A 14,337-nucleotide genomic window follows, 5' to 3' on the forward strand; every position below is an offset into this window, starting at 1 on the left:
AAAAAGCATTGTATTATAATATGAGCCAAGGGACAAATGGACACAAAATCAAATGTTTACATTCGATTTTGTGTCTATGGGGACCGCTAAATCATGAAGAAGCAGCTATTTTTCTGAAAGAAAAAGAAGCGGATTCTGAATGATTTCATCGATTTTGAGAGTGCGCAGGCACGTAAAAATCGATGTTTGGCTCATTGGTCAACATATATTATCAAAATAAAGTATCCGGATTTTGCAAGCATGCAATGCTGAAAAATCCGGAAATACTATAAAAACACCATAAGGAGAACATAAACATGAGCTTTGAATTCAAAAAGAAATTGCCTGTTCCAAAGGAAATTAAAGAACTTTATCCTGTAAGTCCCGCACTTGCTGAAAAAAAACGTGGGTTGGATCAGGAGCTTATTGACGTTATTACCGGAAAATCTGACAAGTTTCTTGCCATTATCGGACCGTGTTCTGCAGATAATGAAGAATCTGTATGTGAATATATCGAACGTTTGACAAGAGTCCAGGAAAAGATTAAAGACAAGGTGATCATTGTCCCTCGTATTTATACAAATAAACCGCGTACAACCGGTGAAGGCTATAAAGGGATGCTTCATCAGCCGGATCCTGAGAAAGCACCGGATCTTCTTCAGGGAATCATTGCTATCCGAAAGATGCATATGCATGCACTTGAAACATATGGTATGCCGATTGCTGATGAGATGCTTTATCCGGAGAATTACTGGTATCTGGCAGACATCCTCTCCTACGTTGCCATCGGTGCCCGTTCTGTTGAAGACCAGCAGCATCGTCTTGTAACCAGCGGTTTTGATGTACCTGCAGGTATGAAGAATCCAACAAGCGGTGATTTCTCCGTTATGCTGAACTCTGTTGTTGCCGCTCAGGCCGCACACAACTTTATTTACCGCGGCTGGGATGTGAATACTGAAGGTAATCCTTACGCACATACAATCCTTCGCGGATCCGTCAATAAATACAGCCGTTCCCGTCCGAACTATCATTATGAAGATTTGATGAAACTGTATAATATGTACGGTGAACGTAATTTGAAATTCCCGGCTACTATTGTGGATGCCAATCATTCCAACTCAGATAAACACTTTAAAGAACAGATCCGTATCGTTCAGGAAGTGCTTCACAGCCGTTCTCTTTCCAGTGAGATCCATAACCTTGTCAAAGGTGTCATGATCGAGAGCTATCTTGTTGAAGGTGCTCAGAAGATCGGATGTCAGCCACATGTTTACGGTCAGTCCATCACAGACCCTTGTCTTGGATGGGAAGATTCCGAAAGATTATTATATGAGATTGCAGAATTTTGCTAAATAAAAGAAAGCCGACCAAAAGATCGGCTTTTTTCATGCCCTAGGATGGGCTTTTGCATAAACATCTTTCATTCTTTGATTATTCATCTTCGCATAGATCTGTGTGGTTGAAATATCCGAATGACCAAGCATCTCCTGTACCGATCGAAGATCTGCCCCGTTTGCAACCATGTGGGCCGCAAAGGAATGTCGGAGTGTGTGCGGTGTAATGTCCGATTGAATCCCTGCACTTTGTGCATATTTTTTCAACAACTTCCAAAAGCCCTGACGGCTCATCGGTGTGCCGTTACAGTTTGTAAACAAAACGGTTTCCTTTTCATCTGTTACCATAGATGGGCGGACTTTTTTCAGATAATCTTTTAAAACACTTTTTGCAATTGTGCCAAAAGGAATGATACGCTCATGGTTCTCATCCCGACAATGAATATAACCTCTGTTCAAATTCACGTCTTTAAGCTCCAGGGAAACAAGTTCCGTTACGCGGATACCTGTTGCATATAAAAGTTCCAGCATTGCTCTGTCACGAATGCCTTTATTGGTATCCATGAGCGGCTGATTCAGAAGTCTGTCCACTTCCTCTGTGGTGAGGATCTCCGGAACCTTCTTTTCAATCTTTGGTGCTTTCAGAGAAATCGACGGATTGGAACAGATCCATCCTTCCCTGTACAAAAAACCAAAATATGCTTTTAATGCAGCAATATTTCGTGAAATTGTCGATGTGGCAAATTTGGCCCGTTCCATGTATAATACATAGGAATTCAGATTCGTCGAAGTCATTTTAGCAACATCGCTAACGCCATAATCTTCCATAAATTTATTAAATTTAATTAAATCTCTATGATAGGATAATACCGTATTCATTGAGGACTTTTTTTCGTCTGTCAGGTAAATCACAAACTTTTCTAACATCTCACACATATTACAACCCCATTTGCCGATTAATATCCTCATTATATCCATAAAATGCAAGAAAATCAAAGGTTTTTTACAAAAATATTACACATTTTTCAGGGTTTGTAATATAACACAAGATACTGTTTGTCTAAAAGATATCAATAACTATATATGGTTAAGGACAAATTTTAGAAAGATCGGATTTATAAAGCTTTCCAGAAAACAGCCGATGCACAAGATCAAAAAAATTAAAACATCGCGTCGAAAATCTCCCGGAAAGGCTTTGTCCATCTGTATGGAAACCCGGTCCAGCACGCCGACAAAAAGAGGAATGTAGATCAGGTACTGGGGAAAAAGATAGGCGGCCATACAGATCAGGCCTGCAAACCCGTAAACTAAAAACAATAAGGATAAAGTATAGCCAAAAGAAATTCCCATAAAGAAAATGACAGGATACAATATATAATAATTATCTGTCAGCTTTATACATGCCATAATGATCAGTGCTGTGCCGATGCGATAGATGCAGATCCGGAAAAAAAGCCACAGAGAAGGTTGGGTCTGATGTTCCAGAATATAATGATACTGCCTCATCTGTTCGAACAGACCGTCTCCCAAAAATTCCAGCGTTACATTTAAAAGAAGTGTTCCAAGTATAACTCCGGCGAGGAGAAAGAGAACCTGACTTCTTCTTCGATACCTGTCCTTAAAAATAAAACCATCTCCCGAATTGTTATATAAAACAATATATGATTTTATTTACAGCAATATTTATGATAATAGGTCATCAGACCGGAAACCGTTTTACTGTCCTGAATTTTTCCGTCATAGATCATCTGGATGAGATCTTCTATTTTGTAGGATTCTACATTGATAAACTCATCCTCATCCAGATTCTGCTTCGAAGGTATCAGGTCTGTTGCAACATAAATTGAAATTTTTTCATCGCAAAAAGCGACAGTTGTAAAAATATCAATTAAATGTTCAATTTTTCCTGCTTTATATCCGGTTTCCTCTTCCAGTTCTCTTTTTGCACACGCGATCGGAGGTTCCTCTCTGGAATCGAGCCCACCGGCCGGAATCTCCAGTGTCATTCGTCCGAGCGGATTTCTGTACTGACGCACCATAAATAAGGTTCCGTCATCTTTTACTGCCACGACAGCAGCCGCTCCTTTGTGTGAAATAAGATCCCATTTTACTTCATGTCCGCCCGGAATGCGCATCGTATCCTGATAAAAATCTACAAGAACCCCATGATACATTAATTCTCTTTTCAAACGTTTATATTCATCCATTTTCTTTTCCTCCACTACATACGGCTGCATTTATCAAACACGGCTGACGCAGCTTCAATGACAGCACTGCGAAGCCCTTTTTCTTCCAATACGGCAACGCCTTCAATCGTTGTACCGCCAGGTGAACATACATTATCTTTGAGTTTTCCCGGATGCTCGCCTGTTTCAAGCACCATTTTTGCAGAACCGAGAACAGCCTGGGCTGCAAAAGTATAAGCTTTATCTCTCGGCATTCCGTATTTCACTGTACTGTCTGCCAGTGCCTCAATAAACATATAGACAAAAGCCGGAGAACTTCCGCTGGCTACCGTGACGGCATTGATCAGGTGTTCCGGAACTTCTTCCATTTTTCCAAAGGATTCAAAGAAACTGCGGATACACATACGCTCCTCATCTGTATAATCATCGTCTGAAAAGCAGACGCCGCTCATGCCCTCGCCGACCATTGCCGGTGTATTCGGCATGGCACGGACGACGCGCACCTTCGAACCGAGTCCCTCTTTCACCTTATCTATAGAATAGCTTGGTGCAATGGAAATAACAATCTGATCTTCCCGGATCTTTCCTGAAAGTTTTTCAAGAATTTCAGGATACACCTGTGGTTTGATCGCGAGTACAATATATTTAACGGATTCTGCACAGAGATTGGTATCCATTACATAGGAAACCCCTGTTTTTTCAGATACACTCTGGCAGTCTTTTTCATATAAAGCGGTAAATATCAGCTGATCCGGCAAAAAAACATTGAGACATCCTTTTAACATAGCCTGACCCATATTTCCCATTCCGATAAAACCAAATGTTTTCATTTATTTCACTCCTTATGCGTTTATGTCATAACAAAAGGGCACTTGAAATATTCAAATGCCCTTTCATTGTTATCAATTATTCATCCCAGTTATGATATACATTCTGAACATCGTCATCATCGTCTAATAAATCCAGAATACGGTTCATCTTCTTAATATCATCTTCGTTTGTCAATGTACCCCATGTCTGAGGAATCATTGTTACTTCGGCGGAAGCCATAGCAATGCCTTCTTTTTCAAGATTTTCACGAACTGTACTGAAATCTTCCGGTGAAGTTGTGATCTCAAAGCTGTCTTCTTCATCGGCAAAATCTTCTGCACCTGCATCGAGAGCAATCATCATAAGATCATCTGCATCCATGTCACATTCTTCTTTATCAACGATAATAAGCCCTTTTTTGTCAAACATAAAGGATACGCAGCCCATCGTACCAACGGAACCGCCGCCCTTTGTAAATGCGTTACGAACGTTGGAAGCTGTACGGTTACGATTGTCTGTCAGAGTCTCAACGATGATTGCGATACCGCTTGGTCCGTATCCTTCATATGTAACATTTTCGTAGTTTACGGAGTTTGCGTCGCCTGCGGCACGTTTGATACCACGTTCGATTGTATCATTTGGCATGTTGTTTGCTTTTGCTTTTGCAATGACATCACGAAGACGGCTGTTATTTGCCGGATCCGCTCCTCCTTCTTTAACTGCAACAGCGATCTCGCGTCCGATAATTGTAAAGATCTTACCCTTTGCAGCATCATTTTTCTCTTTTTTATGTTTTATGTTGGCGAACTTTGAATGTCCTGACATAATAACACTCCTTATCTTTTAATTAATTTTTAGTCAAAGTCATTTAAATATTCTATCATCCATTTAGCATTCTTGCAAGATTCTTTTATATTTTTGTAACATGAAGGGTTTCAATCGTATTATCGGCCATGCTGGTGATCTGAAAATGATATCCCCGGTAATCTACACTGGCGTGTTCTTCTTCCGAAGGAATATGTTCCAGTTTTGAAATAATAAAACCGTTCAGTGTATCAAAATCATCATCAAAGGTGATCCCAAGCACATCTTCCACTTCTGACAGTTCGGTTAATCCCTTCATTATATATGTATGATCGTCAAGTTCCTGAATAAAATGCTCATCAATGTCATACTCATCCAGAATATTTCCAACGATCTCTTCCAGAATATCTTCCATGGAAATAACACCTGCCGTCTGTCCGTATTCATCGATCACAATGGCCATATGCTGAGAATTATTCTTCATCTGACGGAATAAATGGCTGATATTCTGTGTTTCCGGAACGAAATAGGGCTGACGCATAACTTCCCGGACATCCTGTCCATCCGGGCAGGAAAGAAGAAATTTTAACACATCTTTGATATGTAAAATACCTACAATATTATCCACATCATTTTCATATACCGGATAACGTGAATAACGGCCCTCGGCCATAGACACTGCAACCTGACGCAGCGGCATATGGACATCAAATGCCACAATGTTTTTTCGATGGGTCATAACTTCAGACGCCACTTTGTCATCAAACTCCATAATGTTGCTGATCATTTTTGCTTCCTGGGCATCAATGGCCCCCTGCTCGTGCCCCTCACTGACAATCTGGATAATTTCTTCTTCCATCTTTTCTTCCTGCTTATCCGCATCGTTGTCATTTCTTAACCATCGTTCAAATTTTTTTATGAACGGATTCCCTTCATCCATTTTAATATCTTCTCCTTTATCTGTAAATCCTCCTAGAGCTCAAGACTGATACTAAGGGCTTTATCTACTTTTTTTAATATTTCCGTATCCAGATGGCACACTTTTTCTTTCAGCCTCTTTTTATCAATCGTCCGGACCTGCTCCAGTAAAATAACCGAATCTTTCACCAGCTGATATTTTGAGGCGTCCAGTTCCACATGGGTCGGAAGCTTTGCTTTGTTCATTCGTGATGTGATCGCCGCACAGATGACGGTTGGACTGTGCTTATTTCCGGTGTCATTCTGAATGATCAGCACGGGACGGACACCGCCCTGCTCTGAACCGACCACCGGCCTCAAATCGGCATAAAAAATATCACCACGCTTAATAACCACACATTTCACACTCCTGATAAATCTTTAAGATGAATTATTCCCATTTATCTTAAGTATATTCATCAGGAAGTTTTAGTTTCTTCCGTTAATTATTAGACGGACGCAGATTATTAACGATTTTTACCGGTTCACCATCTTTATAGTATACCCGGGGTACACGCCAGGATACATCACATACAAATTCATAATTAAAGGACCCGGCCATTTCAGACAGCTCTTCAACAGATATACTTTCCGTCTGATCCCTGCCAACAATGATAACATCATCCCCCAATGACGCCTTGGGAATGTCAGTGACATCCACCATGAACTGATCCATACATACCCGTCCGATGATCGGTGCTCGTTTTCCGCGGATAAGCACGGATGCTTTGTTGGAGAGGGCTCTCGGGTAACCATCTGCATAGCCCACAGGAATCGTTGCGATACGTGTTCTTTCCTTCGTCGTGTAGGTTGCTCCGTACCCAACGGTCACTCCCGCATCCACTTCTTTCAAATGAATCACATGACTGTGAATGGACATGACCGGTTTTAAAGGCAGACACGCTTTTTCAACTTCGTCCGACGGGTATAATCCGTAAAGAATAATTCCGGCACGGACCATATTCATATGTTCGGAGGGAAGCGTCATAATGGACGCACTGTTGGAACAGTGAAGAAGTTCGACAGTTATGCCTTCCTCCTTCATACGTCCGATCATCCAGTGGAATTTTTCAATCTGGTGACGGACATGTTCCTGATCTCTCGTATCCGCACAGGCAAAATGGGTAAACATGCCCTGAATATTTAAATTTGGAAGAGAATGAATCTTTTTTATCACTTCTACACTGGATTCTTCCGTGAGAAAACCGATCCGGCTCATCCCTGTATCGATCTTGATATGGATATCTGCCGTTATCCCGGCTTCACGTGCGGCCTGATTAAAATTCTGTGCCATTTCATAGCTGTATATCGTTGGCGTGATATTAAAGCGGATCATCTCATCATACTGATAGGCATGAGAATAACCCAGCACAAGAATCGGTTTTGTGATGCCGCAATTTCTCAGTTCAATGCCTTCGTCTGCCGTTGCCACAGCGAACCAGTCAAACCCCATGTCTTCAAGCTCATGGGCGATCATATCCGAACCGTGGCCATAGGCACCGGCCTTAATGACGCCCATTAAACGGGCATCATTTGATTTACATTTTTTTATACTGTCAACATTATATTTTAAAGCATCTAAATCAATTCGGGCATGTATTCTGTATATACTGCCCATCTCACTTTTATTCACTTTAACCTCAACCTCGGTTCTCTAGTTTTCCATTTTTTTCATCACTTGACATATTCCGTGAATAATGTCTACGCAGGTCATTCCCCGGCTGCTCTGCGCTCCGGCGGCCCAATCCCCGCCCATGCCATGCAGAAATACACCTGCACAGGCTGCATGAAAGGTATCTTTGCCGACCGATGCTATAGCGGCAATAATTCCGGTAAGCACATCGCCTGAACCTCCGGTGGCCATTCCATGATTGCCTGTCTGATTAAAATAAACCTTTTTTCCGTCAGAGACAACCGTTGAACTGTCTTTTAACACACAGATGAGATTGTGTTCGCATGCAAAATCTTTCGCTTTTTGTGCCCGATCGTCTTTTAATACATCGATCGGGATTCCTGTCAGGCGGGACATCTCACCCATATGTGGTGTTATTATAACAGATTCCGGAAGTTTTTTGTACCATTCTTTGTGCGAAGAAAGAAGATTCAGTCCGTCAGCATCCAAAATAAGCGGACATTTTATAATTGGGAGAATGGCTTCAATGCGTTTTGCCATATCCGGGTCAGTTCCGATCCCCGGACCGATCACAACCGCATCGGCCCATTCGGTCAATTCCTTGTAACTATCTTCTGTCATATCTTCCCAGACAGAAAGCATGGCCTGCGGCAGTTGACACTGGAGAATGATCCGGTTGGCCTCACAGGTCAGTATCTTTACAAGCCCTGCTCCGGAAGCATAGGCACCGTAAGCGGAAAAATAGGCGGCTCCGCTCATATTTCTGCTCCCGGCAATAATTAGTATTTTACCATAACTTCCTTTATTCGAATCATTTTTTCGCTCAGGCAGTTGTTCAAAATTTTGTACATCATAGGTAAAGCCTTCTGTCGGGTTCATATCCAGGGCTTTTTGTGGAAAACCGATATCCTCCACATAGCATCTGCCGCTGTAATCTCTTCCCGGATAGAGAATCATACCCCTTTTTTTATATCCGAAAGTTACAGTCACGTCTGCTTTCACAGCACATCCGAGAACCTGTCCGGTGTCGGAAGAAAGTCCGGAAGCAATATCGACCGCCCATATCTGACGATTCTTTTTGCCGCTTCTCCAGGCATTCATCTTTTCAATCCATTCATCGAAAGGCGGACGTACCCGGCTTGTAAGGCCAATGCCGAAAATCCCGTCGACAAGCACATCAAATGCATCCATGTCTAATCTATTATATTCAGGTACCCCTGTATTTCTTGCTATCTGAATCTGTTTTTTTGTTTCCTCCGTCCATTTTTCAGGATCGCCTGCCATAAAAATGGCTGAATCATAGCCTCTGCAATACATAATACGGGCCAGGGCCACCCCGTCACCCCCATTATTGCCTGCACCGCATATACATAAAATCCTTGTTTGCGGCGGAAGACATGCGGTCATATGGTCCGCCATCGACAAAGCAGCCCGCTCCATTAAAACGAGGGAAGGAATTCCCAGGTTCTGTATTGTAAACGTATCGATCATCTTCATCTCTTTTGCTGTAACAACCGCTTTCATTTTTCCACTCCTTCACCGATCACATAGGCTATTGCCAGTGTTTTTGTATTGCTTATCGACACATGCCATTTTTCAATGCCCATATTCAGGGCTCTCTCGCCGGCTCTTCCATAAAGCCGGATATAAGGTTTTCCAAGCGAATCCCTGAGCACTTCAATCTCATTGAGACTTATCCCGCGAAAGCCGGTACCCATTACTTTTGATACAGCTTCTTTTACTGCAAAGTTTCCGGCAGCTTTTTCTGCCCGCCCTGCAATGAATTCTCTTTCAGGCATCGTAAAAGAACGCAACAAAAAAGCCTCCCTCGAGCAGGCTTTTTTGATACGTTCTATTTCAATTATATCCGTTCCGATTCCTATAATCATTGTAAAAACTCAATTCTGTTCATCGTCATGGGCATGCATCGCTCTGTATTCATAGGAAAGGGTCATCAGACTCTCATTCAAATGAACATTCTTCACACATACGCTCTCTGAAAGATTCAGATCTGTCGGTGCAAAATTCCAGATAGCTTTAATACCGATCTTCTCGAGATGATGTGCAATCTCGACGGCCTGACGTTTCGGTACAGTCAGCGTTACCACATCCACCTGATGATTTTTTACAAAATCATCCAGCGCATCCATCATCTTAATTTCAATACCGCGCACAGAAACACCCTTTAACCGTGGATTTGTATCAAATATACCAATCAGATGGTATCCGACTTTTTCAAAATTATAATTAGCTAAAGCCTGGCCGAGATTACCCGCACCGATAATGATCATGTTGTGCTGGACATCCAGACCAAGAATCTTGCCAATCTCACTGTGCAGATATTCAACATTATAACCGTAGCCCTGTTGTCCGAAACCACCAAAGTTATTTAAATCCTGTCGAATCTGAGATGCCGTTACCTTCATGCGGTTGCTCAGTTCCTTCGATGAGATACGAACAACATCATTCTGAAGCAATTCTCCCAAATATCTGTAATATCGTGGCAAGCGACGAATAACCGCTGCAGAAATTTCCCTTTGTTTCATATTGTCACCTTTACCTATATCTCAAATTTGAAAATATTTTCATTAAATAAGAATCATTTTCATTTTCTTCTTTATTATAGCTGATTGTTGTAAAATTGTCAAACTCTCTTTCTTTTTTTTATGTTGTTTACACATTTTTTTTAGTATGCTAAAATATACTATGGTATTTTATGTAATTATGTAACAAAGGAGAATTTTTTATGATACTTGCATGTCATCACATTTCCAAAGCATTTGGAACAGATGTGATACTGGATGATATATCTTTTCATATTGAAGAATATGAAAAAGCAGCGATTATCGGAATAAATGGTGCCGGTAAATCCACACTGCTTAAAATTATTATGAATGAACTGGCACCGGATTCGGGTGAGGTCATCCTTGCCAAAGGGAAAACGATCGGTTATCTTGCCCAGCACCACTCCAGAGATTCAAAACGAACGATTTATGAAGAACTTCTTGACGTAAAAAAAGAGGTTATTTTGCTGGAAGAACGGATGGCTGAAACAGAACATGCAATGAAAGATGCAAAAGGCGAAGAATTAGACCAGCTTTTGAAAAGTTATGCCCGGATGCGCCAGTCCTTTGAAGATCAGAACGGCTATGCTTACCGAAGCGAGGTCGTCGGTGTTCTTAAAGGTCTTGGCTTTGCCGAGGAAGATTTTAATAAAGAAGTCCATCTCCTCTCCGGCGGTCAAAAGACCCGAGTTGCCCTGGGACGCCTTCTCCTCGCAAAACCGGATATTCTTCTTCTCGATGAGCCGACCAACCATCTGGACATGAATTCCACCGCCTGGCTTGAAACGTTTTTGATGAATTATAAGGGAGCCGTCATTATTGTCGCTCATGACCGGTATTTTCTTGATAAAGTTGTAACGAAAATTATCGAAATTGACCACCATCAGGGCCTTGTATTTAAGGGAAATTATACAGACTATGCCGCAAAAAAGGCTCAGCTTCGTGACATGCAGCGAAAAGCCTGGCTGAACCAGCAGCAGGAAATCGCTCATCAGGAAGCTGTTATTACAAAACTTCGTTCTTTTAACCGGGAAAAATCCATTAAGCGGGCAGAAAGCCGTGAAAAAATGCTGGATAAGATGGAACGGGTAGATAAACCGCTTGAAGAGAGTGACGGAATGCGCATTATGCTTGAACCGGATACGCTCAGCGGTAATGATGTTTTATTCATTGAAAATCTGACAAAAAGTTATGACGGTGAGTATCTGTTCCAGAATGTATCCATGGATATTAAACGGGGTGAGCGTGTGGCCCTTATCGGCGATAACGGTACGGGAAAGACAACGATCCTCAAAATCATTAATCAGCTCGTTCCGGCGGATCGCTGTGATCTTCGTCTCGGTGCGAAAGTTCACATCGGTTACTATGATCAGGAACATCAGGTTCTCCATGATGATAAATCGATCTTTGATGAGATATCCGATGCCTATCCGAATCTGAACAACACGCGCATCCGTAATGTTCTGGCAGCATTCCTTTTTACCGGCGATGATGTCTTTAAACTCATTAAAGAGCTGAGCGGCGGTGAGCGGGGCAGAGTTTCTCTCGCAAAACTCATGCTCTCCCACGCCAATTTCCTCATCCTCGATGAGCCGACAAACCACCTGGATATTCAGTCCAGAGAGATTCTAGAAGAAGCACTTCAAAATTATACCGGAACAGTCCTTTACGTATCCCATGACCGTTATTTTATCAATCAGACGGCCACCCGGATTCTTAACCTGACAGAGGGCGGCCTTAACAGTTATCCGGGAAATTATGATGATTATATTGAGAAAAAAGACTCTCCTTCCATCAACTCCTCCGGTGGATTTGAACCGGTGGTTTCAAGTGAACGTGTACAGCAGATTCCAGAGACACCTCAAAAAACTGTAGGAAAAGATGATTATCTTCGCCAGAAAGAAGAACAGGCGAAAGAAAGGAAACGTCAGAATCAGATAAAAAAAGTTGAAAAACGCATTGACGAAATTGAAACCCGACTTGCAGAGCTGGACGAACTTATGGCCGATCCATCCGTTGCCACAGATGTGAAACGCCTGATGGAGATCAACGCAGAACATGAAGATCTTGATACAGAACTACTTGAACTTATGGAAGAATGGGAAAATTTATGTGACTAAGCATCAGGGACAGGTTCCTTGACTCCAAATATTAGAGTCAAGGAACCTGTCCCTGATGATGTACAATCTTGCTAATAATTCCTTATCATCGACTTCATCTACCAGCAACATCTTTTTTGCTCCTTTATAGGGTAATTCATACGGAGCTGTCGGTATACAACTAATTGCTGATTTTACTGGCTTAACAAGCAATCTATTATCATAGATGCCGCCTACGATCTTGCCACGATAATAAATAATATATTCTCCCATCATAGTTCGATAAGTAATTTCTTCTAACCCAGACAACTGAGCCACTATATTTGAAAGATCATTGGTTAATGACTTAATATTCAAATTTATATACTTATAAAAAAAGACAGCAGGTTTCCCTGCTAGCAAAAATTTTTTCATTTGTTATCCAACTATGTGTATTGAATTTGTTAATTCCCATCTCCCAACGCTATTGTCAATATTCTCTACCATTATGTTAATACGACTCTGGATTTTCCAATATATCCTCAATTGTACATCCAAGAACTCTTGAAAGTTTGTAAACCGTTGCAGCCTGTGCTTTATCAATATCATTTACCTTTTGTTCGTACATCTGTATTGAACGAAGATTCACACCGGAAAGTTTTGAAAGTTCCGTTTGTGATATTCCTCGATTCTCGCGAATCCTTTTCAATTGTGTTTCCTGATTTATGGAATCATATTTTTTATTCATGTCTTCAACGAAATGTTCGATATCCATTTCATGATATACACTGTACATTGCTATAATTTCAACAAGCGTAATTCTGGAAAAAATATTTTTAAATCGTTTGCATGTCACCCATTGATATTCAGCCAAAGCCCAGCCGGCCCAATATACATTTGAACGGTCTTCAGTAAAAATTTTGTCTAAAAATTTCCAATTCGGATAAGCATAGCCAATGACCTTTTTCGCTAATTCTATTCCCGACATCCCGGCAACAATAGCAGGATTCCCACGTTCAAACATATCTGCATATCCTGATTGAAGAAAAAGTTTTGAGAATAAATTTGGTTCAAATTTGCAAACATTGATTGCATAATCAAAGAGTTCCGCTAAATTTTGTTTTGCATCATTTATATAAAATTCGCTGTATGCGTGGATCATCATTTTTCATCTCCTCTCTGAGAATATCCAAAACGAATATATCATCTTTATAAGATTGACTTTTACGAATTTTATTGCGATAGGTTTCCCGGGCACCGGAATCTCTTTTGATGAATTTCGGATAGTATATTGTTGTGTCGGCAAGTTCTGCTCCTTCAAATTTCAGATTTTCAAATGCCCTTTCTGAGATTAATACTGTCTGTTCACCTAATTTACCAAGTCGAAGTGCCTGATTCAAGCCGCGAAGCGACAATCCGTTCTGTACAAAAGACTCTGCAAAAGAGAAATATGAGTCATCCGCTCTATAACCGATAACAATATCAAAATCTTTTAAATCAATGGAGAAATTATCAATAATATAATTTCTGGCATCAACAGCAATTTCATTCGAAAGGCGGAATGTTCTGTTTTTTAATAATAATGCCATCCAATGCAAAATATTATAACCACCATCTAATAAATTCAAAATATTTAAATAATCCTGTTCAAGAGAATATTTATTTACAAATCCATCTGTATTTTGTTTACACGCCCATTCCATAGCCATGGCCAATTCTCTGGTACAATAAAATCCTCGACCATAATCATTGTTTGTTTTACCAAGATGAAAATCTGGATTTTCTATGACATGATCCGAACCGTGAAACAATATGATTTTACTCATGATGCGCCTCCTAACTATCATTGTAACGATATGGTTATATTATATCATTGTAATAGTAGTTTTTCAAGAAAGGACAGGTTCCGCGACTCAAAATGAGTCGCGGAACCTGTCCCCTGTTATTCAACCACATGGATCGCATCTGTCAGTTTCCAGCTTTCAACGGCAT

At 41.0% G+C, this 14,337-nt stretch carries 16 protein-coding genes; 2 read left to right on the forward strand and 14 right to left on the reverse strand.

Translation table 11 applies throughout. The features are described 5' to 3' along the window. The first annotated feature begins 296 nt into the window (after positions 1-296). Positions 297-1,331 (forward strand): 3-deoxy-7-phosphoheptulonate synthase, encoded by a 1,035-nt coding sequence (locus tag QZZ35_RS05415; RefSeq protein WP_291236476.1) that lies wholly within the window; start codon positions 297-299, stop codon positions 1,329-1,331. Positions 1,332-1,364: 33 nt separating this feature from the next. Here the strand turns inward: QZZ35_RS05415 and xerD are convergent, their stop codons facing one another. From xerD to QZZ35_RS05470, 11 genes are all read right to left on the reverse strand, one after another. Continuing rightward, complete coding sequence (xerD, locus tag QZZ35_RS05420) at positions 1,365-2,249, reverse strand: site-specific tyrosine recombinase XerD (RefSeq protein WP_291236477.1); 885 nt, start codon at positions 2,247-2,249, stop codon at positions 1,365-1,367. Between the two features lie 141 nt (positions 2,250-2,390). After that, positions 2,391-2,843, reverse strand: coding sequence for a hypothetical protein (locus tag QZZ35_RS05425; protein WP_291236478.1), 453 nt, complete (start codon positions 2,841-2,843; stop codon positions 2,391-2,393). A 137-nt stretch (positions 2,844-2,980) separates the two neighbouring features. Continuing rightward, the gene (locus QZZ35_RS05430; protein ID WP_291236479.1) at positions 2,981-3,520 is read right to left on the reverse strand and encodes an NUDIX hydrolase; all 540 of its coding nucleotides are present in this window, start codon (positions 3,518-3,520) and stop codon (positions 2,981-2,983) included. 14 nt (positions 3,521-3,534) lie between these two features. Continuing rightward, a complete protein-coding gene (proC, locus tag QZZ35_RS05435; RefSeq protein ID WP_291236480.1) occupies positions 3,535-4,329 on the reverse strand; it encodes a pyrroline-5-carboxylate reductase in 795 nt (264 codons plus the stop codon). A gap of 76 nt (positions 4,330-4,405) precedes the next feature. Continuing rightward, positions 4,406-5,134 carry a YebC/PmpR family DNA-binding transcriptional regulator gene (locus tag QZZ35_RS05440; protein ID WP_291236481.1) on the reverse strand — a complete coding sequence of 243 codons (729 nt, stop codon included), beginning with the start codon at positions 5,132-5,134 and terminating at the stop codon, positions 4,406-4,408. Positions 5,135-5,219: 85 nt separating this feature from the next. Then, a complete protein-coding gene (locus tag QZZ35_RS05445) occupies positions 5,220-6,053 on the reverse strand; it encodes a hemolysin family protein (RefSeq protein ID WP_291236482.1) in 834 nt (277 codons plus the stop codon). A 32-nt stretch (positions 6,054-6,085) separates the two neighbouring features. Continuing rightward, on the reverse strand, positions 6,086-6,427 hold the full coding sequence (locus tag QZZ35_RS05450) for a type II toxin-antitoxin system PemK/MazF family toxin (RefSeq protein WP_291234755.1): 342 nt from the start codon (positions 6,425-6,427) through the stop codon (positions 6,086-6,088). Positions 6,428-6,512: 85 nt separating this feature from the next. Continuing rightward, the gene (alr, locus tag QZZ35_RS05455; protein ID WP_291236490.1) at positions 6,513-7,688 is read right to left on the reverse strand and encodes an alanine racemase; all 1,176 of its coding nucleotides are present in this window, start codon (positions 7,686-7,688) and stop codon (positions 6,513-6,515) included. Between the two features lie 36 nt (positions 7,689-7,724). After that, positions 7,725-9,227: an NAD(P)H-hydrate dehydratase gene (locus QZZ35_RS05460; RefSeq protein WP_291236483.1), complete on the reverse strand. Its 1,503-nt coding sequence runs from the start codon at positions 9,225-9,227 to the stop codon at positions 7,725-7,727. Then, positions 9,224-9,592, reverse strand: coding sequence for a holo-ACP synthase (gene acpS, locus QZZ35_RS05465; RefSeq protein WP_291236484.1), 369 nt, complete (start codon positions 9,590-9,592; stop codon positions 9,224-9,226). The genes QZZ35_RS05460 and acpS overlap by 4 nt, the downstream gene beginning before the upstream one ends. A gap of 9 nt (positions 9,593-9,601) precedes the next feature. Then, a complete protein-coding gene (locus QZZ35_RS05470) occupies positions 9,602-10,249 on the reverse strand; it encodes a redox-sensing transcriptional repressor Rex (RefSeq protein ID WP_291236485.1) in 648 nt (215 codons plus the stop codon). Between the two features lie 200 nt (positions 10,250-10,449). On the opposite strand from QZZ35_RS05470, the gene QZZ35_RS05475 reads away from it, so the two are divergent. After that, complete coding sequence (locus QZZ35_RS05475) at positions 10,450-12,387, forward strand: ABC-F family ATP-binding cassette domain-containing protein (protein ID WP_291236486.1); 1,938 nt, start codon at positions 10,450-10,452, stop codon at positions 12,385-12,387. A gap of 3 nt (positions 12,388-12,390) precedes the next feature. Here the strand turns inward: QZZ35_RS05475 and QZZ35_RS05480 are convergent, their stop codons facing one another. The 3 genes from QZZ35_RS05480 to QZZ35_RS05490 form a co-directional block, all read right to left on the reverse strand. After that, positions 12,391-12,780: a TfoX/Sxy family protein gene (locus QZZ35_RS05480; RefSeq protein WP_291236487.1), complete on the reverse strand. Its 390-nt coding sequence runs from the start codon at positions 12,778-12,780 to the stop codon at positions 12,391-12,393. A 76-nt stretch (positions 12,781-12,856) separates the two neighbouring features. After that, a complete protein-coding gene (locus tag QZZ35_RS05485; protein WP_291236488.1) occupies positions 12,857-13,510 on the reverse strand; it encodes a helix-turn-helix domain-containing protein in 654 nt (217 codons plus the stop codon). Beyond that, positions 13,473-14,171, reverse strand: coding sequence for a DUF3990 domain-containing protein (locus QZZ35_RS05490; protein WP_291236489.1), 699 nt, complete (start codon positions 14,169-14,171; stop codon positions 13,473-13,475). Before QZZ35_RS05490 ends, QZZ35_RS05485 begins: the two co-directional genes overlap by 38 nt. Between the last annotated feature and the right edge of the window lie 166 nt (positions 14,172-14,337).

Source organism: Frisingicoccus sp. (genome assembly GCA_016298055.1).
GTDB lineage: Bacteria > Bacillota > Clostridia > Lachnospirales > Lachnospiraceae > Frisingicoccus.